The sequence below is a fragment of the Cytobacillus firmus genome (genome assembly GCF_023612095.1).
GTDB lineage: Bacteria > Bacillota > Bacilli > Bacillales > Cytobacillaceae > Cytobacillus.
This window is the reverse complement of the sequence record NZ_CP086235.1, coordinates 3,912,847-3,932,900: the sequence shown is the minus strand read 5'-3', so window position 1 is coordinate 3,932,900 and position 20,054 is coordinate 3,912,847. Positions and strand designations below refer to the sequence as shown.

Annotated in this window: 24 protein-coding genes; 17 read left to right on the top strand and 7 right to left on the bottom strand. The window is 40.2% G+C overall.

The annotated features are described in order from the left end of the window. The first annotated feature begins 136 nt into the window (after nucleotides 1-136). The 5 genes from LLY41_RS19885 to LLY41_RS19865 all read left to right on the top strand — a co-directional run bounded on the left by LLY41_RS19885 (nucleotide 137) and on the right by LLY41_RS19865 (nucleotide 2,881). Nucleotides 137-499 (top strand): PadR family transcriptional regulator, encoded by a 363-nt coding sequence (locus LLY41_RS19885; RefSeq protein ID WP_304586346.1) that lies wholly within the window; start codon nucleotides 137-139, stop codon nucleotides 497-499. Then, complete coding sequence (locus LLY41_RS19880; RefSeq protein ID WP_095244169.1) at nucleotides 474-1,292, top strand: permease prefix domain 1-containing protein; 819 nt, start codon at nucleotides 474-476, stop codon at nucleotides 1,290-1,292. Before LLY41_RS19885 ends, LLY41_RS19880 begins: the two co-directional genes overlap by 26 nt. A 128-nt stretch (nucleotides 1,293-1,420) precedes the next feature. Continuing rightward, nucleotides 1,421-1,852, top strand: coding sequence for a GNAT family N-acetyltransferase (locus LLY41_RS19875; protein ID WP_179288997.1), 432 nt, complete (start codon nucleotides 1,421-1,423; stop codon nucleotides 1,850-1,852). 144 nt (nucleotides 1,853-1,996) lie between these two features. Continuing rightward, nucleotides 1,997-2,395, top strand: coding sequence for a VOC family protein (locus tag LLY41_RS19870; protein ID WP_095244170.1), 399 nt, complete (start codon nucleotides 1,997-1,999; stop codon nucleotides 2,393-2,395). Between the two features lie 57 nt (nucleotides 2,396-2,452). Then, a complete protein-coding gene (locus LLY41_RS19865; RefSeq protein ID WP_304586344.1) occupies nucleotides 2,453-2,881 on the top strand; it encodes an NUDIX hydrolase in 429 nt (142 codons plus the stop codon). Nucleotides 2,882-2,984: 103 nt separating this feature from the next. Here the strand turns inward: LLY41_RS19865 and LLY41_RS19860 are convergent, their stop codons facing one another. Further along, nucleotides 2,985-3,824, bottom strand: coding sequence for a CBF family alpha/beta fold macrolide esterase (locus LLY41_RS19860; protein ID WP_304586343.1), 840 nt, complete (start codon nucleotides 3,822-3,824; stop codon nucleotides 2,985-2,987). 463 nt (nucleotides 3,825-4,287) lie between these two features. Here LLY41_RS19860 and helD point away from each other — a divergent pair, with 463 nt between their 5' ends. From helD to LLY41_RS19845, 3 genes are all read left to right on the top strand, one after another. Continuing rightward, entirely contained in the window at nucleotides 4,288-6,624 is a 2,337-nt protein-coding gene (gene helD / locus LLY41_RS19855) for an RNA polymerase recycling motor HelD (protein ID WP_304586342.1), read from the top strand. 51 nt (nucleotides 6,625-6,675) lie between these two features. After that, nucleotides 6,676-8,196: a DHA2 family efflux MFS transporter permease subunit gene (locus LLY41_RS19850; RefSeq protein ID WP_304586340.1), complete on the top strand. Its 1,521-nt coding sequence runs from the start codon at nucleotides 6,676-6,678 to the stop codon at nucleotides 8,194-8,196. A gap of 258 nt (nucleotides 8,197-8,454) precedes the next feature. Beyond that, nucleotides 8,455-8,742: a hypothetical protein gene (locus LLY41_RS19845; RefSeq protein ID WP_304586338.1), complete on the top strand. Its 288-nt coding sequence runs from the start codon at nucleotides 8,455-8,457 to the stop codon at nucleotides 8,740-8,742. A 101-nt stretch (nucleotides 8,743-8,843) separates the two neighbouring features. Here LLY41_RS19845 and LLY41_RS19840 read toward each other — a convergent pair whose 3' ends face one another. Then, nucleotides 8,844-9,314 carry a tRNA (cytidine(34)-2'-O)-methyltransferase gene (locus LLY41_RS19840; protein ID WP_304586337.1) on the bottom strand — a complete coding sequence of 157 codons (471 nt, stop codon included), beginning with the start codon at nucleotides 9,312-9,314 and terminating at the stop codon, nucleotides 8,844-8,846. A gap of 552 nt (nucleotides 9,315-9,866) precedes the next feature. Between LLY41_RS19840 and LLY41_RS19830 the strand changes: the two genes are divergently transcribed. Together LLY41_RS19830 and LLY41_RS19825 are read left to right on the top strand one after the other, a co-directional pair. Next, nucleotides 9,867-10,385, top strand: coding sequence for a GNAT family N-acetyltransferase (locus LLY41_RS19830; protein WP_304586335.1), 519 nt, complete (start codon nucleotides 9,867-9,869; stop codon nucleotides 10,383-10,385). Nucleotides 10,386-10,496: 111 nt separating this feature from the next. Then, nucleotides 10,497-10,916, top strand: a complete 420-nt coding sequence (locus tag LLY41_RS19825) for a VOC family protein (protein WP_304586333.1) — start codon at nucleotides 10,497-10,499, stop codon at nucleotides 10,914-10,916. Between the two features lie 137 nt (nucleotides 10,917-11,053). On the opposite strand, the gene ytzI is transcribed toward LLY41_RS19825, so the two are convergent. Genes ytzI through LLY41_RS19810 form a run of 3 tightly spaced genes read right to left on the bottom strand, consistent with a single transcriptional unit; the run spans nucleotide 11,054 to nucleotide 13,399 of the window. Next, a complete protein-coding gene (gene ytzI / locus LLY41_RS19820) occupies nucleotides 11,054-11,221 on the bottom strand; it encodes a YtzI protein (RefSeq protein ID WP_304586331.1) in 168 nt (55 codons plus the stop codon). A gap of 40 nt (nucleotides 11,222-11,261) precedes the next feature. Further along, complete coding sequence (locus LLY41_RS19815) at nucleotides 11,262-11,606, bottom strand: ArsR/SmtB family transcription factor (protein WP_095244180.1); 345 nt, start codon at nucleotides 11,604-11,606, stop codon at nucleotides 11,262-11,264. A 29-nt stretch (nucleotides 11,607-11,635) separates the two neighbouring features. Continuing rightward, nucleotides 11,636-13,399 (bottom strand): SulP family inorganic anion transporter, encoded by a 1,764-nt coding sequence (locus LLY41_RS19810; RefSeq protein WP_304586329.1) that lies wholly within the window; start codon nucleotides 13,397-13,399, stop codon nucleotides 11,636-11,638. A gap of 364 nt (nucleotides 13,400-13,763) precedes the next feature. Here LLY41_RS19810 and LLY41_RS19805 point away from each other — a divergent pair, with 364 nt between their 5' ends. Continuing rightward, nucleotides 13,764-13,910: a hypothetical protein gene (locus LLY41_RS19805; protein ID WP_304586327.1), complete on the top strand. Its 147-nt coding sequence runs from the start codon at nucleotides 13,764-13,766 to the stop codon at nucleotides 13,908-13,910. Between the two features lie 126 nt (nucleotides 13,911-14,036). Here LLY41_RS19805 and LLY41_RS19800 read toward each other — a convergent pair whose 3' ends face one another. Beyond that, nucleotides 14,037-14,525 carry a pyridoxamine 5'-phosphate oxidase family protein gene (locus LLY41_RS19800; protein WP_304586325.1) on the bottom strand — a complete coding sequence of 163 codons (489 nt, stop codon included), beginning with the start codon at nucleotides 14,523-14,525 and terminating at the stop codon, nucleotides 14,037-14,039. Nucleotides 14,526-14,695: 170 nt separating this feature from the next. On the opposite strand from LLY41_RS19800, the gene LLY41_RS19795 reads away from it, so the two are divergent. From LLY41_RS19795 to LLY41_RS19770, 6 genes are all read left to right on the top strand, one after another. Further along, nucleotides 14,696-15,349: an NAD(P)H-binding protein gene (locus tag LLY41_RS19795; RefSeq protein WP_304586324.1), complete on the top strand. Its 654-nt coding sequence runs from the start codon at nucleotides 14,696-14,698 to the stop codon at nucleotides 15,347-15,349. A gap of 127 nt (nucleotides 15,350-15,476) precedes the next feature. Next, nucleotides 15,477-15,713, top strand: a complete 237-nt coding sequence (locus LLY41_RS19790) for a hypothetical protein (RefSeq protein WP_304586323.1) — start codon at nucleotides 15,477-15,479, stop codon at nucleotides 15,711-15,713. Nucleotides 15,714-15,800: 87 nt separating this feature from the next. Then, on the top strand, nucleotides 15,801-16,424 hold the full coding sequence (locus LLY41_RS19785) for a hypothetical protein (protein WP_304586322.1): 624 nt from the start codon (nucleotides 15,801-15,803) through the stop codon (nucleotides 16,422-16,424). Nucleotides 16,425-16,444: 20 nt separating this feature from the next. After that, nucleotides 16,445-17,275: an alpha/beta fold hydrolase gene (locus LLY41_RS19780; protein ID WP_304586321.1), complete on the top strand. Its 831-nt coding sequence runs from the start codon at nucleotides 16,445-16,447 to the stop codon at nucleotides 17,273-17,275. A 140-nt stretch (nucleotides 17,276-17,415) separates the two neighbouring features. Beyond that, nucleotides 17,416-18,627 (top strand): TerD family protein, encoded by a 1,212-nt coding sequence (locus LLY41_RS19775; RefSeq protein ID WP_304586320.1) that lies wholly within the window; start codon nucleotides 17,416-17,418, stop codon nucleotides 18,625-18,627. A gap of 116 nt (nucleotides 18,628-18,743) precedes the next feature. Beyond that, nucleotides 18,744-19,094, top strand: a complete 351-nt coding sequence (locus LLY41_RS19770) for a YciI family protein (RefSeq protein ID WP_304586318.1) — start codon at nucleotides 18,744-18,746, stop codon at nucleotides 19,092-19,094. Between the two features lie 95 nt (nucleotides 19,095-19,189). Here LLY41_RS19770 and LLY41_RS19765 read toward each other — a convergent pair whose 3' ends face one another. Then, on the bottom strand, nucleotides 19,190-19,960 hold the full coding sequence (locus tag LLY41_RS19765; RefSeq protein ID WP_304586316.1) for a GDSL-type esterase/lipase family protein: 771 nt from the start codon (nucleotides 19,958-19,960) through the stop codon (nucleotides 19,190-19,192). Nucleotides 19,961-20,054: the final 94 nt, after the last annotated feature.

Sequence of the window (20,054 nt, the reverse complement as noted above, 5' to 3'; positions counted from 1 at the left end):
AGACCGATTTTGTTATTCAACTAAAGGGGCATTTTTATGGAAAAAGGACTTATCATTCCTAGAGTCCTATTTATTTATTATAATACCTTGCATTATATAGTATTTTATTTTATCTTTAGATAAGGGGTGGGCAAATTTGGAAGTTAATAAAGAAGTGCTAAAGGGTCATATTGATACGTTAATACTGTCTTTACTACATACTAGAGATTTGTACGGATATGAGTTAGCAAAACTGGTTCGAGAAAAAAGCGAAGACCAATTTGAAATAAAGGAAGGGACACTTTATTTATCTCTAAAGCGTTTAGAAAAAAATAAATGGATTGAATCTTACTGGGGCGATGAACAAGGACCAGGAGGAAGAAGAAAATACTACAAACTTACACCACAGGGTGAAGAAGGTTTTGAAAAAAAGCGTTTGGAATGGCAGTTTGTAAAAAAAATTATTGATTCGTTTTTAGAAGGGGAGAACAAGCATGAAACAAATAGAATCGTATGTTGATGAAGTTTATCATAATGTTGGTGGGAATAAGAAAGACATTGAAGATTTAAAAGCAGAAATGAAAAATCATTTGTTAGAAGCAGTTCACGAATTGAAATCAGAGGGAAAATCAGAACAAGAAGCTATTGAAATAGCAATTAACCGTTTTGGCGGAGAAAATGAAATGCGTTCTGTTATAGGGCAATTATTTAAAGCACAAAAAGTATTTGCAAAATGGGTGCTTTATCTAGCTTTAATATGCCTTATTACTACTGTTACCCCATTTGGAGTTATATGGTCATTAGAAGAACAAAATGCACGCGAAAATTCCATTGTTGCGACTAAAATTTTTGATGTGTTGGATGGAAAAAGAGCCATTTCAAAAGATATGGAAGAAGAAATAAAAGGGCTCGTTCAAGGAACAGACCAAATTTCACAAATCGAAATTTATAATGTAAGTAATGTTGATAATAACAATTTGGTATTTGATTATGTAAGAGATACAAAGCCAGATTACCGATATGAACAAAAAGTGTGGAATCCTGAATGGCTTCAAGCCGATTTCTTTCCTTATGGAAACGGCGATGGTAAACGGTGGTACGTTGAAATGGAAACGAGACATATTGGTAGTTTAATGTCTATAATTTTGTTCTCAGGGATGGCAGTTTATATAACTTTGTTCACTATTTGGGCAACCGTTAATGCTTATCATCATAAACGATTAAATATTGGTTGGGTTATCGTGTTTACTTTATTAAATATTGTCGGTTATTTGCTTTATTTTTTAGTAGGGAAAAGAAAAGTGCCAGCTTAGATCTGTGATACAAAAACAGGAATGATAGGTATTCCTGTTTTTTCAACTAGCGGGCAGGTTAATGGAAAAAGGAAAAATATTGGTAATTACAGAAGTTTTATAGAAATAAAAATATAGTGAGGTGTGAAATGGAAATTAGGATAGCAACAGTGAATGATATTAAGGAAATAACTATATTGATGGAACACCTTGGATATCCCACAACAATCGAAAAAATGAAAAAACGATTTAGCAATATTGAATCTAGTCCAGACTACCATACTTTGTTAGCATTATATGATGCTAAAGTAGTTGGAATGATAGGACTTGTAAAAGGGTATTATTATGAATTAGATGGCTTATATGTTCGTATTGTAGCCCTTGTGGTAGACTCAAATCACCGTAATAAAGGGATAGGTAAACAGCTATTAAACGAGGCAGAAATTTGGGCAAAAAAAATTGGAGCAACGGGAATAGGGCTAAATAGTGGGAACCGACCAGAGAGAATTAATGCTCATAAATTCTATAAAAATAGTGGCTATATAGAAAAAAGTGTTGGATTTGCAAAAAGGCTTATCTAAAATACCCACTGTAAAGTTTGTGAATAATTGTACTTAAACAAACGGGTGCGTTAGTTAAACAAAGGGGAATTGAAAAAGACGTAGAAATGTTAGATTAGGTAAGTAGCTATATTTTGGAATGTTTATTCACCAGGAGGTGTGTATTTGTCAAAGGGGTTGCTCCATCATATCGAGCTGTACGTATCAAATTTGGAAAGGTCATCCGAATTTTGGGGGTGGTTTCTCGAGGAGTTAGGATATGTATCTTTTCAAAAATGGGAATTCGGACAAAGCTGGAGACTAGGTGAAACCTACATTGTCTTTGTGCAGGCAGAGGAACGCTTTCTTGATATTCCATATCATAGATGCCGAGTGGGGCTGAATCATCTGGCATTTTATGCTGAATCACGGCTTCACGTTGATGAAATAACGAATGTATTAGAGGCTAAAGGGGTCAATATCCTTTATAAAAACAAGCATCCTTTTGCGGGAGGAACTGCTCATTACGCAGTCTATTTCGAAGATCCTGATCGAATTAAAGTTGAATTAATTGCTCCTTTATAAAACGTGGTCTGCTTCTATTTATTATGGAAAGTGAAATTTATGAGCTGGAGGCTAAAAATGATTATTGTAAATGTAGAAGGGGCTATAAGGAAAAATGACAAGTGGCTCATTGTTGAAAGAAGTAAAAAAGAGGAACATGCAGGTGGTTTGCTTTCCCTTGTTGGAGGAAAGGTGGATTTAGAAGGAAACTCATCAAATATTTTAGAAAGAACTGTAAAGCGTGAAATTTTAGAGGAAGTCGGGGTAAAAGTAAAAGACCGTTTAACTTATGTACACAGTACTTCTTTCGTAACAGATACTAATCATAATGTAGTAGATATTGTTTTTCTATGCGAATATGAATCTGGTGATGCATTACCTTTATGTTCCGATGAGGTCGAAGAGGTGTTATGGCTAACAACTGAAGAGATCTTACATCACCCGAAAGCGCCTGTTTACTTAAAAGAAAGTATTAAGTATGCTGAAGCATTGATTCCAATCCATTAGTAGCAGGGTTCTTTTAATATCGGATTGTATAGAAAAAGCAGCCCAATTTCTCATTAATAATTTTGAGAAATTGGGCTTTGAACTTTTCTTAACTATTCTTTTATCAAGAACTATGCTTTACAACAGAATCTATAATCTGATTCCAGTCTTCACTATGAATCTCATGTCCAGTTCCATTAAGTGTCACCAATTCAGAATGCGGGATGGCTTTCTTAAGCGCGAGTCCGTGCTCGTATGGGAGGGCCGGGTCTTCTGTGCCGTGTATAATGAGAACTGGTACGCGGATCTCATTCATTCTATCGTAATATTCTTCTCCGCCTTGAAGCAGGGCATGGTTAAATCTGCTCGGCAGATGATTGGCGCGGTCTGCTTCACTTGCTGCAAGTTTATACATTCTTTCCTGTTCGAAAGGTTTGGAGCCGGCTAGTGTTTTCCATCCGCCCGCAAGATAAGGAATGACAGCGTCCCGATCCGACCAATCGATGGAAGCGCTCTTCGCGTGGTAATCCAGTATATTCTGATCCATTGGCGGCAGCTTTTCCATCTCAGTTCCGAACACACTTGATGCGATAAGCGTAAGTGTCAATACACGGGCCGGATATCTTAAGGCAAGAATCTGTCCAGTTAATCCGCCCATGGACATCCCGACAATATGGGCCTGATCAATGTGATAAGCATCCAGTACGCCTGCTGCATCGTCAGCCAAGTCTGTTATTGTATAATTGGAAGTCCCGGGTTCATAAGTGGTCGATCTTCCCAGATCCCGATGATCGTACCGAATGACAAATCTCCCCTGATCAGCCAGACGGAGACAGAAATCTTCGTCCCACCAGTCCTGTGAAGACATTGCGCCCATGATCAAAAGAATTGCTGGATCCTTGGAGTTTCCAAAGCTCTCTGTACATATATCCACATTATTTATTTTCATTATTTGTTCACTCATCTTTTACCTCCGTATGATCGTATCATTGTTCTAAATATCGCAGATCAGATTCTTTCCGGAGCATTTAGACCTGCCCCTGTTCATAATCTGTGCCGAATCCACTTGATAATCATGACGAGGCCTCCTTAAATTTTTTTGCAAGGGACTCATCCCTATATGTATTACCCTAACATATCTCTAAGTACTTTAAAGCTAAATTTTCCGGTGGTTTCTGCTTTAGACTGCATGAGGAGATGTGGGCATCTGGATTAAAAAAGAAATAAAAAGAGCCATATTTACGCTAAAACTGTAAATACGGCTCTTTTTTTATAATTATCTATTGAAATAGATGAATTCCTGTGATAAATTTATATAGATGCACATTATGTAATTAAAGTTAAGTATATTATCCCTATCTTAATTATATAATGAAATCTATTCGTTTGTCAACCTTTTTATAAATTTTTTTAAAGGAGTGTTTGCTATGAATTCAAAACTTCAGCAGGAGCAAAAACGATTGGATGGTGTAATGGAGACGATTACGGAGGAAGTCCGCAGATTGGAAGAAGAAACCTCCAGGCGTAAAAACGAAGTGGTTCATATCCGCAAACACTTTTGGGATGAAGTCAAGGTGAACACAGATACCTTTGATGATTATTTGGAGACCATTATCGGTTTGAGGCAGGAGGCACAGGCTCTGTCTGTCAGCCAAAGCACCCATCGGCATGCTTCAAAGCGCTTGTCCACCCTGCGCCGAATGGAAGAGGTGCCCTATTTCGGCCGGATCGATTTTACGGAAGAAGGCTCTTCCGAACAGGAGCCTGTTTATATTGGCATTGCTACGTTAAGGGATCAGAGCGGCGAGAATTTTCTTATTTACGACTGGAGGGCGCCGGTTTCGAGTGTGTACTATGATTATCAGCCGGGGCCTGCTAAGTATGAAACACCCGGAGGCACAATTGAGGGCACATTGGAGAAAAAGTGGCAATATCTGATCCGCCGCGGTGAACTTCAATCCATGTTCGATACGAGTCTGACCATTGGGGATGAAATTCTGCAGCAGGTTCTCGGCAAGGGAACTGATAAGCATATGCACAATATTGTCGCGACCATTCAACAGGATCAAAACCGGATCATCCGTCATGATCAGGGAAGGCTGCTCATTGTTCACGGTGCGGCCGGAAGCGGCAAGACGTCAGCTGCCCTGCAGCGGATTGCTTATATGCTTTACAAGTACCGCGAAAATCTGAATGCTGATCAAATCATTCTGTTTTCACCTAATAGGATGTTTAACAGCTATGTATCCAATGTGCTGCCGGAGCTCGGGGAAGAGAACATGCAGCAGGTTACCTTCCAGGAATATTTGGATCATCGGCTGGGTAAAGAATTTGCCGTAGAAAATCCATATGAGCAATTGGAGTATGTCTTAACTGCTGCGAAAACCCCTGACTACAGATCAAGGGTTGCGGGCATTAAATTTAAAGCATCTGCCCGGTTTTTTGAGGCCATTAATGCGTACTTGAAGTCGCTGGAGTTATCGGGAATGATGTTTAAGGATATAAGTTTCAGAGGAAAGCCGATTGTTGCTGCTCGGCAAATGGCAGCTCAATTCTACAGCAGCGGCACTTCACTCCGATTCCATAACAGACTTGAGAAGCTGGCGGATTGGCTTATTAAGCAAATTACTGAAGCTGAAAAAGCTGAACGGTCCAAGGAGTGGGTACAGGAGGAAATCGAGCTGCTCAGCAATGAGGAATACCATAAGGCGCATGCCTACCTGGCGAAAAAACGCGGCTTTACAGGGGATTCGATTCATGATTATGAAATCGAGCCTGAAGCGTTAGCCCGCCTGATTGTCCGGAAAAAATTCAAGCCGCTGCGAAAACAAATCCGGGCCATGCGTTTCATTGATTTTAAGGCGATATACAAGCAGCTATTTGCAGATCCCCTGAAGATCCGAGAGTGGATGGAAGAGGAGATGCCGGCAGAATGGGCTGCTATCTGCCAATCGACACAGGAAATGCTCGGTGAAGGCAGATTATGTTATGAAGATGCTACTCCATTTTTATATGTGAAGGAGCAGATTCAAGGTTTTCAGACGAATAGTTCGATTAAACATATTGTGGTGGATGAGGCGCAGGATTACTCTCCGTTTCAATTTGAGTTTTTAAAGCGTTTGTTTCCTGCTTCCAAGATGACGGTGCTCGGTGATTTTAACCAGGCGATTTTCGCCCATGCCAGCGAAACGGCTGATTTTCACACACTCACCAGCCTATATGGTCCGGATCAGACAGAACTGATTAATTTAGCGAGGAGCTACAGGTCGACTAAACCAATCATCGAATTTACACGAAGACTGGTTCCTAACGGGAAAGAGATCATCCCGTTTGAACGCGATGGCAAGCTGCCTGAGCTGAAGCAATTATCCGATCACACCGAACTGCACAGCTTCATTGCCTCCCAGGTTGCTGACTGGAGAAGCCAGGGGCTTAACAGCATGGCCATTATCTGTAAGTCTGCTGAGGAAAGTGCAAAGGCCTATGAAGCCCTGTCCGGCATCGATGGAATAAAACTCCTGAGGAGCAATTCGACTGAATATGAAGAAGGAGTCGTTGTCGTACCTTCGTACTTGTCCAAGGGCATTGAATTTGATGCCGTCATCATTTATGATGCATCGGAAAAAGTATATGGTGATGAGAGCCTGCGCAGAGTGTTTTATACCTCCTGCACGAGAGCGATGCATGATTTGCAGCTCTGCAGCGTGGGTGAACCGAGTCCGTTTTTGCAGGGTGTTTTGGAGGAAGGTCTCATTCAAGTCTGACCCGGCCGGGTGTATCATCTATAGTTAACTTAGAAAGAAGGATTGATCTCTATGTCGCAGCAAACCAATACGGATCAAAACAAACCGCCATATGGCATGATCGCCATTTTATTTATCGGGGCTTTTGTAGCAATATTGAATGAAACATTGCTGAACGTTGCTCTCCCATCCATTATGGAAGAATTTGATGTGAATGCAACTGCCGTACAATGGCTGTCTACAGGCTATATGCTTATTAACGGGATTTTAATCCCGGCGAGTGCATTCTTCATTCAGCGATTTTCCGATAAGAAATTATTCATTACAGCCATGTCACTGTTTACTTTGGGAACATTCCTGGCCAGCATTGCGCCTGCATTTGGTGTGTTATTAGGGGCTCGGATGATTCAGGCTTCAGGATCGGCGATTATGATGCCCCTATTAATGAATGTCATGCTTACCGCATTTCCGGTCGAAAAAAGAGGGGCAGCAATGGGGATGTTTGGTCTTGTCATGATTACAGCTCCAGCAATTGGGCCGACTCTTTCAGGATGGCTGATTGAACATTACAGCTGGAGAATGTTATTTGACCTTGTTCTGCCAATTGCCCTGTTAACCGTAGTTTTTGCAGTCTTTAAATTAAAAGATATCACACCGCAGAGAGCCATTAAGCTTGATTTCATCTCGCTGGTTTTATCAAGCATCGGATTTGGCGGCTTGCTTTATGGTTTTAGTTCTGCAGGGGAAAAAGGATGGGATAGTCCGCTCGTGTACGGCACGATTGTGATTGGGGCACTTGCTTTAATTACCTTTATACTCCGGCAGCTGCGGATGGATGATCCTATGCTTGAGTTTCGCATCTACAAATATCCGATGTTTGCCCTGTCATCAGCCATTTCAATCGTGATAGCTGTCGCTATGTTTTCAGCGATGATTTTGATGCCCATTTATGTACAGACCATCCGCGGAATTTCACCAATGGATTCAGGCCTATTGATGCTTCCGGGAGCGATTGTAATGGGAATCATGTCTCCCATTACAGGGAAACTCTTTGATAAGTACGGGGCAAGAGTTTTGGCGGTGATTGGGCTGACCATTACCGTTGTGACATCTTATTACTTCAGCAGAATCGGCATGAATACGGCCTATTCTACCCTTGTTCTGCTGTATACATTCCGGATGTTCGGGATGTCAATGGTCATGATGCCTGTCATGACAAATGGATTGAATCAGCTGCCGGCGATAAATAATCCGCACGGAACTGCTATGAATAATACACTGCAGCAGGTATCCGGTGCCATTGGCTCCGCGCTGCTAATTACCGTCATGAACAACCGCACGAAAGAAAAAGCGGAGGAACTGGCTGCTGACACACTGGCCAATATGAGTGCCAGTGCAGCTCAGCCATCTGCACAGGCCACAGCTTCCATGCAGCAGAAAATCATGAATGAAGCGATGCTGCATGGCATTAATTTCACTTTCTTCCTTTCTGCATCGATTGCGGTGATTGCACTCATCCTTGCTTTCTTTATTAAGAGAGTGAAACCTCATCATGAGAATCAAACGGGTGAGAAATTGGCTGTTAAAGAGTAATCAATATACTGAAAACCGGGTGGTGTCCAGTTCTGATACCGTCCGGTTTTTTTTATCCGCTATTTTTTTAATAAAAAAGGGCGGTTGCGATAATCCCAATCACATATAAAAGCAATGCGAAGTAAGCAGGAAGGAGGTGGATAAGGTCGGTATAGTTAATAAGAAAATGTGTTAAGATCCCGGCGGTGAAAGTTTTACATGAAACGAATGAATATCACTCTCATACATTAGTTATTAGCAGGGAGGTGAAACCTCGATATGAAAACCATACTATTTCTGGCTATACTCGGTTTATGCCTGATTGGTTTTAACTGGCTTATGGGATATAGGAAAAATCATATCACGATTGATCTGGATGAGAGGTATGTGGACTTCAAAGAGTATATTGAGGCAATCCAGAGTGAACTTGTCAACCAAGGGAGAGAGGTCAGCTATGTAGGGAATCGAAAATTCATTATTGATGGCCGGACCTATATTTTCATAGAACGCAATGTTTCGATGGGAGGCGTTCCCCTGCAAAGAACCATTCTGAAACCTGAAAAGTGATGGACCTGAAGGTGTTAAAGAGAGATAGGGGGACTGAATCAAATTTGAGAATGCCTTTTATAAGAGGGAAAGATAAACCATCTTCCGGCGCAGAAGATGGTTTATTTCATATTCGGAAATCCCTGCTGGCGCAATGCCTCATACACCAATATTGCAGCTGTACTTGAAAGGTTGAGTGATCGGACATTGCCATTCATTGGGATTCTCAAGAAATGATCTTTATTTTCTTCCAGCAAGTCTTTAGGCAAGCCTGTTGTTTCTTTTCCAAACATAAAATAATGCTCCTTTGAGACATCACTGAAATCAAAGGATGAATGGGCCTGTTCACCAAAGGTTTCAATATAGTAAAACTCCCCCTGGTTTTTTGAGAAAAATTCATCCATGGAATCATAATACGATATGTTCACAGAGTCCCAGAAATCAAAGCCTGCCCGCTTGATCATTTCCGGCTCTGTTGAAAAGCCAAGCGGCCGGATCAAATGCAGAGCTGTATCCGTTCCAGCGCAAGTCAGGGCAATATTTCCGGTGTTGGCCGGAATATCCGGCTGATATAGTACGACATGTATACCCAAGGGTTGTCACCTCTATCTTTAGTTTCACCCTTAAGATTATAGCATAGAGGCCGGAAATTTAAGCATTTGCAGCCGGAAGTACAATACAAACCTCATTTTCAGAATAGAGTAATTTTTGTAAAAATATGTTAAACTAATTTTTAGAAGGTACTTGAAAAGGAGGAGAAAATCATACGGACTAAATATTTTATTGTTTTGCTTCTGACTTTTCTGATTGAAGTGGGTGTAACACTTTTCGTTGCCTCCACATTCTATGTAAGGTTCATAGAGGTCATGTTTTTTACTGGCATGGCTTTTGCTGGGCTTAGCTTTTACTTTTCAAGCAGCGGGGGAGTTATTTCTGATTTCAGTTCCTCAAATGCAAGCGCACAAACAGGCCTCATCCAAAAGCGGGAAGTGTTTGTGTTTAGGAGGGGGCCAGTCTTCACAGCCTCCATCATTTTTTTCTCCATTGGATTAGTGCTGTTTATTCTGCTTATATCAGGGGTTATTCCGCCTGCAGGTTAAGGTATGTTCTAAATGAGTAATATACGAACTGAAAAGAGGTGCTATATGAAGATTAGGGCAGCTGAATTATCAGATGCAGGCGCAATTGCTAAGGTACACGTTGACAGCTGGAGAACTACATACAAAAATATTTTTCCAGAAGAATTCTTAGAGAATTTATCCTATCAAAGCCGTGAAGAGTTATGGATTAATATTATTCCTCAGGGGATTGTCTTTGTGGCAGAAAATGATGAAGGACAGATTGTTGGTTTTTCATCTGGAGGCAAGGAAAGAAGTGGGGATTACAAGGAGTACCTGGGCGAACTCAGTTCCATCTATATTTTGAAAGAATTCCAAGGGCAAGGAATAGGTAAGGCTCTTGTTAAATCTGTAATTAAGGAATTAGGAAAATCAGGGATGAACACCATGCTCGTTTTTGTATTAGCGGATAATAATTCAACGTTATTTTATGAGGCCATGGGCGGCAAGGTTATTGATAAGATTAAAGTTGAGATTGCAGGAAAGAAACTTTATGAACTTGTTTACGGCTGGGATACAATTGATACTTTAAATGGACAGGAATGAACTCGTAAGAACATAGGCAGTCATGCAAAATAGGAGAATCATCCATATATATATTCACGGTTTATTTATTACATTTAAAGCAAATATTTTAAAATTTGGGAGATGACGAAAATGAGCGAGAAATTATTACGAGTAGGTACAACCTATATACCAGTAACAAATGTAGAGCTTTCCTCTGAGTGGTATGTAAATAAATTAGGAGCAGAGTTAAGCTACAAAGATCAGGACAAAGCAATTTTAAACCTTGCCAATCAGAGTATTTTTCTTGTGAAATCTAAGGAAGATCAAAGCGCCAATTTCTTTGATATTTACGGCAATGAGCGATTTTCACTTACATTTGAAGTTAATGGATTAAGTGCCTTAGAAGCCGTACATAAAGACTTTAAGCAAAACGGAATAAGTGTTGGAGAGATCGAAGACAGAGGGCACTCTGGAAGAAACTTTGTCTTTTATGATTTAGACGGCAATAAATTTGATGTGTGGAGTGAACTAAGTCCAGCCTTCAAAGAGAAATATCTCATTTCGAAATAGATATTTTAAGAAGAAGGGTTAGCAACTAAAATTATTGAATAGCCAACTTAACCAAACGATAAAAGAAAGTAAACAAGCAAAAAAAGGAATGATCCAAGAAGGATTATCCCTTATTTTTGCTGAAGTGGCATCTAATATTATTTATTGTTACTATTTTGTACCTGGCGATCTTCGCTTATATTTGGATTGTTTTCTAAGGGGTCCACGGTATGCTTAAAGTTATAGGCTTTAGAAGTTGTGATAACACTTAAGAATAGCACAATGAAAACAATCAAAACCCCAACAATTATTAATCCCGTTAACATTTTAGTCACCTGATTTCATCTGTTTTTTCATAATCGCCGTTTAAGGCTGTTCGGTATTATCATCATCATTAAACTTATCTAGCATTTCGATCGTATCGACAAGGTGGTTATTAAAAATTTGGCGTGCTGCTTGAAGTAATTCAACAATCATGGGATCTCTTAAGGAATAGATTACACGATTTCCATCTTTCGTTCCCGTGACAATATTTTTAGCTCTTAAGACAGTTAGTTGCTGTGAAACCGCAGACCCTTCACTTCCTACAAGACTTTGAATTTCATTAACATTTTTATCTCCATCCGCTAATAATTCCAATATCCTAATCCTTAAAGGATGGGCAAGAGCTTTAAAGAATTCAGCTTTAAACTGCTGGATTTCAAGGTTCAATTTATTGGCCCTCTCTTTCAAATCGGTTTTTAAGATGAACTGGCAGCCTTTCTTAATTCTTGCCTATCACTTTCTTCACCAGAAAAGACTGTACATTCTCTAAACGCAAAGTGTTTGCAGCCCAGGCATTTACCTTTATTTAAGTGTGTAAGTGAAAAATTAATCGCATCACCAGTATGTTCAAAGAAATATTCTTTTCCTATAAATTCATATAATCCTGTCTTTTTAAGCACTTGTTTTGGCTGAGGTTTTATTCCAGATATTAAAATGATCCCGTGTTTTGAGAAATCCTTTACAACCCTGGATAAATAATATTCGCCCGTTGTATCCAGCAGCGGAACTTTCCCCATTCTTAAAAGTAAAACTCTCGTATTATGGTTGGTGAACGTATTCAAGACTGACTGTTCAAACGATTGAGCATCCCCGAAAAATAATGGGCCATCTACAGTATAAATACTAATTTGAGGACAGTCATGAGTATCTGTCACCATGTGAGATTGGATTTTTCCATGTTTGTTTTCATGATTGGGCAGTGACTTTGAAGTTACCATCATATCACTCATACGTTTCGTAAATAGTAGTATAGCTAATATGAGGCCTGCCTCAACAGCAATCGTTAAATTTGCAAAAACCGTTAATAAAAAGGTCACAACTAAAACAAGTGAATCACCAGTCCTGGTTTTTAATACATGATAAAATTCCTGCTTCTCGCTCATGTTCCAAGCAACGACCATTAAAATCGGGGCCATACTTGCTAAAGGGATAGTCGACGCATAAGGGGCAAAGAGCAGTAAAATTAGCAAAACCGCGATTCCATGGATGATTCCGGAAAATGGAGAAATGGCTCCGTTTTTAATATTTGTGGCTGTTCTGGCTATTGCGCCTGTAGCCGGTATCCCGCCAAAAAATGGAGTTATTACATTCGCAATTCCTTGGCCTATGAGTTCTCGATTACTATTATGCTTACTTTTTGTCATTCCATCGGCCACTACTGCAGATAATAATGATTCAATGCCGCCAAGTAAAGCAATAATGAAGGCAGGTCCGATTAACAGCTGTATTTTTTCAAACGTAATCTCCGGAATCTCAAAATGGGGCAACGAACTTGGAATATCCCCGAATGTTGATTCAATCGTTGCTACTTGATTTGGATAGAAGAAAATCGCTGCAAGCGTAGAAAGCAGTAATCCAGCAAGAGATCCGGGTATCCTGGAGAAGAATTTAGATGTCAGTAAGATGGTCACTAAACAAATCCCGCCTGTTAAAACACTATAACCATTCATGGTATGAAAGTGAACGATAATTTCATTTATATTTCTAAGAAATGATTCATGCTTCTCAACACCTGTCAGTCCTAAAAAGTTGGCAATTTGACCGGCAAAAATGATGACAGCAATCCCTGCTGTAAACCCAATCGTTACAGGCCTCGGAATAAATTTAATCAAAGACCCTAGCCGGAAAATCCCCATAAAACATAATATAACCCCTGCTATAAATCCGGCAATTAATAGGTTTTCATATCCATATGTCATCACAATCCCAAACAAGATAGGGATAAATGCACCAGTAGGTCCTCCGATCTGAAATTTCGACCCGCCGAACAGTGAAATCAAAATCCCTGCTATGATTGTCGTATAAATTCCATATTCAGGTTTTACTCCTGAAGCAATGGCAAACGCCATACCTAATGGAATAGCAATTACGCCAACCACAAGACCCGACAGAAGATCCTTCTGGAAACTTTGTAAGGAATACCCGCTATATCTTCCAGTAAAAATTGATTTGTTTTGCATGCCTAACCCTTCTTAATTTTATAATTTGTATATCTGATTATTTGAATATACTATGATATGAATTTACTCCGATTACTTAAAATTGTCAAAAGGAATTTTCAGGGGGTTAAGAAGCATCATCACAGGGAGGGAGATGAGACGGTGTCTGTTTGGATATAAACGGAAAAGTTGGAAACCCTATAATGAAAGATTTTTATCGCAGTCTAACGGGCAGTAAGACCCCCGCTTCAAGATTCAGAGGAATCAAAGAAGGATAAGTGGGGGTCAAACTGCCCGTAAAGGCCCGATTGGTTCAACTAACAATCAGTGGGGGATAAGGAAAACCCCCACTGATTGAAGTTTCACTTTATATGGAGGGATTCTAATGAAAGACAAAGATCAGGAAACAAGTGAAGGACTGAATCAGATATTTGAAATCATTAATGCCAAAGGGGATGTTGGGGAAATTAATGAAATCCTTAAAAATGGAAGTGCGGATGATGAACAGGAAAATTCCGTTCCTAATTCCTAAGATAAATGAAATCTAAAGCTGAAAATATTTTTATGGGCAGCCAAAAAAGTGGGGGGCATAATCGGTCAAAATGAACTCATCTGTCGCAACAAAAATGGATTGTCATCCAGACAATCCATTTCTGCTTTATTTATTCATATCAACTGTTTCGTTAATATCTGTTGATTTAGAGTTTTGCCCTGTCATGCGTTTAAAGAGAAAAGCTGCTTTTTTCGTAAAATTGCCAGTCTCCCAATATTCGGCCGCTTCCGTTTTTACTTTTATAAGGACAACGTTGGGATCATCATAAGATGTCTGCATGATTTCTTCATATGCTTTGCTCCACAATTCCTTTTTCTTTTCCAAGTCCTCAACGATTTCCGCTTTGCCGCGGACGGAAACATAGGATTTGCCTGCATAAGCTACATTAACATCCTGATCATGAAGAATTTCCTCATACTTAGCAGTCTCTTTTTTCGTGAAAAACCATAAGTCACCATCAAATTCTACTTCTTGTGTTTTCATTGGACGGGACACAAGTCCTTCCTCCGTAACCGTGGTCAGCATGGCCGTGTCAATGTCTTTGATTAACTCTAGCAGTGTTTCAATTTCTTCTTGATTGATCATGTTAGACATTTCCCTCACCTCGTAAAAGTTTTATAGAGTTATATTACCCTTTAAACAAGCTTTTATTCAGGTTTAGGACAATGTCTGATGGAATCAGGCGAGCAAATAGATCTTTAGTTCCCTATATTTGAATGTAATATATAATTGAAAGAAACTATCCAGAATAGAAGGAGATAAAAATGCACGCATTAATAATAGGCGCTACGGGAGCAACAGGCAAGGACCTGCTGGATTTGCTGCTGGAAGATGAGTCCTTTCATCAGGTAGATGTTTTTGTCAGGCGGGAGCTTCCTATCCAGCATGAGAAATTAAAGGTTCATGTGATTGACTTTGATCAACCTGAACAATGGAAGCATTCCGTGAAAGGCGATGTCTTGTTTTCTTGTTTGGGAACGACCTTAAAAGCTGCGGGAAGTAAAGAAGCGCAATGGAAAATCGATTACGACTACCAATACCAGTTTGCCAAGATAGCCAGAGAAAACCATGTCAGTCATTATGTTTTGGTATCTTCAGGGGGCTCGTCGCCTAATTCTCCCTTATTTTATCCGAGGATGAAGGGGCAGCTGGAAGAATCGGTGAAAGATTTAGGGTTTCCTGGCGTGACAATCTTTAAGCCGCCTGTGTTGGTACGAAAAAATAGTGATAGAACCATGGAGGTTGCCGGAATGAAAGCCGTACAGTTTTTTAATCGGTTCGGACTGCTTCGTTCACAGAAACCGCTGCCGACAGAAATATTGGCTCAAGCCATGATCCAATCCGTGAAACCGCCAAGAAGCGGCATTTTTACGCTTGAAGGTGAAGCTATTCGGGAATGTGCCGGGAAGTTTGAGTAAGAACCTGATAACTTTGATCCAAGAGGTCAAGGTTATTTTTTATGCTGTCAGAAAGGTAATTTATGTTAAAATAGAGGTAATATTTAGAAAATAAATACAACTCTACTTTCCGATAAGGCGGGATAAGATGAAGCATGAAACAAAAGAGCAAGTTAAAAATTGGCTGCTTACGATCATGATTCTAACACTTACAGGTTCCTTTGTTTTATTTTTTATGGGCTATTATATGGCCGGTTTTATTGTTGGCGGGATATTTATGACAATTTCCACATTTTTGTCCCAATGGAGCGCAGATAAAAGTGCTGATTATATTTTCAGGGGCGAATATCAAAATAACAGGAATAAGTGGAATAATAAATGGTAGAAAAGCGGTTCCGTCCGGAAGGGCTTCTTTTGCATGTAATGGGCAGCACAGCTGGTGGAACTTCGGGCTGGGATGGGAGTGAAAGTTATGAAAAGAAACTATAAAACTTATGCTTTTCTTATTTTATTGATGATTGCCGTTTTGGCTATCATGGATGGCTTAAATAATTCAAACAAGGCTGAGGTGCTGCGGAAGGAAAAGGATCAGTTAGCTGAGGAAGCCGCAAGTTTTAAAAAAGAATATGAAATGAAAGCTAGTATGCTGGATGAGGAAAGAAAGGAAAATAAGGATTTAGAAGTAACCCTTTCGGAATTGGAAAAGGAAATCGAGTCTTTGCGGTCTGCTGTAGAATATAAAGAATTTGCTGATGCTGTAAGGGAGGTTGAAACATACAAGGCCGTACAAACCTTTGAGGAGGCGAATGGGTTTATTGCCCTAAAAGACGGGGCAGGATCCTACACAATTGATAGGGAAGGAAACTGTCCTTGCGGCTTCGGCTTTAATAATAAAGGGTTTGAATGGGTGCCAAATTCGGTTCTTGATCTTAAAGCGTTCAGAATTGAAAATGATAAAATCTTCCTTACCTATCATACGGCAGAGGACATTAAACAGGATTATCAATTTGTTATGGTTAAGGCGCCAGGACGATTTGACAGAGAGGAGAAGTGGAGAATTAATGAAATTAAGCTGGTGGAAAAAGGAGATCAGTAGGAAAAAAGAAAGGGAGTTAAATGATGACAAACCATATTCATTATGTCACAGCAGGGGATCGATCAAATCCGCCAATCGTTTTTATCCATGGTTTATGCTGGACGAATAAGATTTGGGAACCGGTTGTTGATGGCTTGAAAGATTCCTATTATTTAATTTTAGTTGACTTGCCTGGCCATGGTAAGAGTAACGCGTTAGATCACTATTCCTTTGAAGAGGTATCGAGGGAAATCCATGAGCTAATTGCTTCGCTTGGGTTAAGCAGTAAGGTATGTATGGCGGGGAGCTCTATCGGGGCGTCCGTTGCCCTGGTTTATACAAGTCTGTATCAAAATGTGAAGAATTTAATTTTAGTGGATGGAGGATACTATCCATTCAGTAAGACAGAGGGCTTATCATGGTCAGATATTGAAAATGGAACGATGCCCGATCATATCTTCGAAAGCCAATCCAGCTTTATCGAGTTTATGAAGGGGGATAATCCTTCTTTATGGAATCCATCCATCGAGCAGGCCGTTCTGGATCAAATTGTCTGGAATGATGCCGAAAAGAAATATCAATACAAAATTAATGACGATGGACAGCTGGGATACATGAAGGCTGAATGGGAATTGAACCCGGAGGAAATTGCGGCTGGAATTTCAGAAGAAGTAAACATAACACTTATGATTGCTTTAAATGAAAATACCGATAAAGAATTTTCACTGGATTATGCATCTCGTATGAAGGCAATTCATCCATTTACGGATATCGTCATTTTTGAAGACACTGATCATCTCATTATGCTGGATGCTGAAACACGATTTGTTCGGGAAGTTAAGAGGGCATTGGCTGGTGGCGGTCATAAATAAACTAATGTACCAGACTTTTATACAGGGCGATGGGAAGATGACAGTCGCCCATAAATCCTGCAGGAGATATCTTTGAATCTGGAAGTTATTGGTGGAATGAGCTATCATATCAGTAAACAGGTAATAAAGGAGCAGAAAATATGACAGCCGACATTCAAAAAGGTTCCCGTATTGATTTAACAAAAACAAGGCCAGACTTATCGCAGCTTGCTATCCGGATCAACTGGGAAAGTCCTGATGCTTATGATATAGATGCAGCTGTATTCATGGCTGACCAAAATGGGCATTGCCCTGATGATTCCTCCATGATTTTTTATGGCAATAGTGTTTCAACGGATCAATCTGTACAGCATTCTGTGGTTGCAGAGACGGGCAGAAGCACAGAAATATTTCACATTAATTTGCCTTTAATAACACCATCTATCGAAAAGCTTGTTTTTACGCTGACCATCTATGAAGGTGATAAAAAAAATCAGACTTTCTCAGAAATGAACAATGCTTCTATTTTATTCAGCAATGCAGCAACAGGGGAAGAACTGCTTACATATAAGCTGGGATCTTTTACGATTGAAAAAACTTTAGTATTGGGTGAATTATATAATAGAAACGGAGATTGGAAGTTTTCAGCCAATACCGGCGGTTTTTCCGGCGGACTTGCTGCACTGTGCAATCATTTTGGCATTGAAGTGGAAGAAGAGCAGGAGAGCGGCGCTTTTGAGGCGGCACCCGCGCTGGAAATCGAAACTCCTATTTTACAAGAGACTGCAGCAAAACCCGAACCGCCTATAGTGCCGGAGCCAGCTGTTCAGCAGCCGATTAAGCTTGGGAAAATCACGCTGGATAAACCCGGAGAAGGGGTTTCACTCAGAAAGGCAGCCAAAATTGAAAATGTTAAAGTCAGGCTCAAATGGACAAAGGGTGTTGATTTGGATCTGCACGCTTTTTATAAAACCAAAACAGGCCAGTTTGGACATATTTATTTTGGCAATAAGGGCGGGTTCCAGGCCTCTCCATTTATTAAGCTTGATCGGGACTCCGGTGTCGGAAACACGTCTGGAAACAATTCAGAAAACCTGACGATCAAAACACTGAAGGATTTGGACTCAGTCATCATTGCCACGAATATTTTCCGGTTTCTCGGCTTTATTTCAAAAGGGGAGAACTTTGCCAGATACGATGGCCGCGTCCTCGTCAAAACCGGCAACGGGGATGATATAGAAGTTCCGTTAACTTCAAAAGTAAAAGGCAGATGGTGTATCATCTGCAAAATAGACAATACGGATGCAGCAGATCCAAAGGTTCTGAATATCAACCGGGTACAGTCCAATAAACCGGATATTAGAGATTTGTGAAGAGTAGATTTATAGCGAAAAATTTCCATTTTTAGATTAAGAAATTGCCGATTTTGAAGTTGACGGTTTGTTGTATAAAAGAGGTCAATCTGTCTCAGAAAAAGGAGGAAGTAATTATGCTGTTTATGCTGATTGTCAAAGCCTCAAAGAATTCGGAAGCCGGTAATCTCCCAAGCCCTGAGCTCATGGAAGCCATGACGAAGTACAATGAAGAATTAGTTAAGGCGGGCGTGAGAGTAATGGCTAAAGGACTTCATCCAAGTTCAAATGGCATTCGCATTTCCTTTTCGAGACCAGGGGAAAAGCCAGTGGTTACAGAAGGCCCATTTACTGAATCGAAAGAACTGACTGCCGGCTTCATTCTGATTGATGTAAAATCGAGGGAAGAAGCGATCGAGTTGGCCATGCGGATGCCTGACCCGCAAGGATATGGGGAAGGGCAGATTGAATTGCGGCAAGTGTTTTAGATTTCAGAGCTGTCCGGGGATCCGGGTGTGCTCTTCTACTATTAAATTAGAAGAAAAAGGTGAATCCGCAAGCCTTCTGCAGATTCACCTTTTAATTATTCAACGATATTCTTCTCAAAAACAAGTGACAGGCTTTCCGCCATTTGTTGATATGTAGCATCATTCGGATGAAAGACATCACTGGACAGGTCACGTTTGGCATCTGTAACCAGATTGAAGGTATCCACTATCTGAACACGGTATTTCAATCCTAATGTCCGGGCAGACTCATTCCATTTTTGGATGATGGAATCAAATGAATCACCGTTTGGCGATTGCTTGAAAGGATTATAAAGTCCCATATAGACGATGACGGCATTCGGATTGGTTTCGCGAATGCTTTTGAATGTTTTCTCAAGATTCGGAATTTCGGTGTCCACAATGCCCAGGGCGGTTTCCTCTGAATATTTCTCCAGAATCTTCCCGCTATTAAAAAGGTTATTGCCTCCAATGGTGATGGAGATTATTTTGGCTTCTTTAATAGATCTCTGGACTTCCTTCTGTTCGAGCTGCGTTAATAAATCTTCAATTCTGGCGCCACGCACCCCAAGGTTTTGAAAACGATCTACGATATTGCTTTCTTTAAGCTCTTTTCCAGCAAGCGAGACAAAACCTTCTCCTTTCGACGAGCCGACACCTCTCGTTAATGAATCTCCAAGGGCGACATATGTATCGCCGGGTGTGGCAGGACTTTCTTCGGTTTTCTCCAAAGCTTTTCCCTGGGGCGGGCTGGTAACATCCCTATACGCACTGGCAAGTCCATATCCAAACAGAACTGTCAGGGCAAGGGATAGGGTTATAAATAACGGCCACATCCATTTTTTCATGTTTTGACCTCTCCTTCTAATTTGATTGTATCAATTTTTTTCCAAACTGGAGTATTCAAAAGAGTTATTGTTCGAAGATTTAGTTAGAATAGAA